Source organism: Bacteroides sp. MSSM.1001136sp1_RTP21357st2_D2_RTP21359_211015, from assembly GCF_040913205.1.
GTDB lineage: Bacteria > Bacteroidota > Bacteroidia > Bacteroidales > Bacteroidaceae > Bacteroides > Bacteroides ovatus.
In genome coordinates this window covers 1-1431 of sequence record NZ_JBDFVF010000081.1, presented here as the reverse complement: position 1 = coordinate 1431, position 1431 = coordinate 1, and the positions used below count along the sequence as shown (strand labels likewise).

Below are 1431 nucleotides of genomic sequence, written 5' to 3'. Positions count from 1 at the left end.
AGTTCTGCAAAGACTTTGCAGATTTCGTATATCGGAATGCAAACACAAGAAGTAGTTATTAAGCCAAATTTGAGAGTTGTATTAAAGGCTGACGCCCAAAAGCTAGACGAAGTAGTAGTTACCGCTATGGGTATTTCACGCGAAAAGAAAGCATTGGGATATGCCGTACAAGATGTCAAATCGGATGCGTTGACACGTGCTGCTAATACAGATTTAGCGGGAGCCTTACAAGGAAAAGTATCAGGTATTGACATCACCCCATCATCAGGTATGCCGGGTGCTTCTTCAAAGATCACGATTCGCGGTTCTCGTTCTTTCACTGGAGACAATACTCCATTGTATGTAATTGATGGTATGCCTATCGCTTCTACCGCAGATGTGAGTACTTCTCTTACCGATGGAGCGTATGGAACGGACTATGCTAACCGTGCTGTCGACATTGACCCTAATGATATAGAAAGTATCAATATATTAAAGGGACAAGCCGCTTCTGCTTTGTATGGTATGAGAGCTTCCAATGGTGTTATCGTTATCACCACCAAAAGTGGTAAAGGAGCAGATAAAGGAAAACCGACTATTACTTTCAGTACTAACCTTTCCTTTGATAAGATTTCAACTCTTCCGGAACTGCAACAAGAATATGCACAAGGTTCAGGCGGTACTTTCGATCCGTCATCTCCTTTCGCATGGGGTCCTAAGATTTCCGAATTAGCTAACGACCCTACCTACGGAGGAAATACAGACAACAGTTACACCAGCCAATATGGTAAACAGTCCGGAAAATACTATGTTCCTCAACTTGCAGCTGCCGGCATGAATCCGTGGGCTACTCCACAAGCATATAACAACATGAAGGACTTTTTTGAAACAGGTGTATCTTGGAGCAATAACGTCAATGTAGCCCAGAGATTCGACAAAGGTAACTACTCCTTTTCTTTGGGTAACACCACCAGTAATGGTATCGTTCCATCAACCGGTATGGATAGATATAACGTGAAAATGTCCGCCGAAGCACAACTCCATCCTAACTGGACTACCGGATTTAATGGAAACTTTGTGACTTCAAAAATCTCCAAACAGTCTACAGCCAACACCAGTGTGGTTGCTACGATCTATAATGCACCCGTCAGCTATAATATGGCCGGTATTCCTTCTCACATAGAAGGCGACCCTTACACACAAAATACATATCGAGACAGCTGGATCGACGATGCATATTGGGCAGTTGACAATAACCAGTTCTCTGAACGTTCACAACGTTTCTTCGGAAATGCTTTCGTGAAATACACCACTAAATTTGGAACTGACAACCACAAACTGGATATTAAATACCAGATTGGTGATGACGCTTATACTACCAATTATTCTGAAATCTACGGATATGGAAGTACTTGGGCGCCTACAGGTGAAGATTCAGAATACCATTACACC

The 1431-nt window shown here is 42.6% G+C and carries 1 protein-coding gene; it reads left to right on the top strand.

Going from position 1 to position 1431, the window contains the following annotated elements:
• Window positions 1-1431 (top strand): TonB-dependent receptor plug domain-containing protein (locus AB5217_RS24815; protein WP_410521221.1); only part of this gene is annotated, 1431 nt, incomplete at both ends.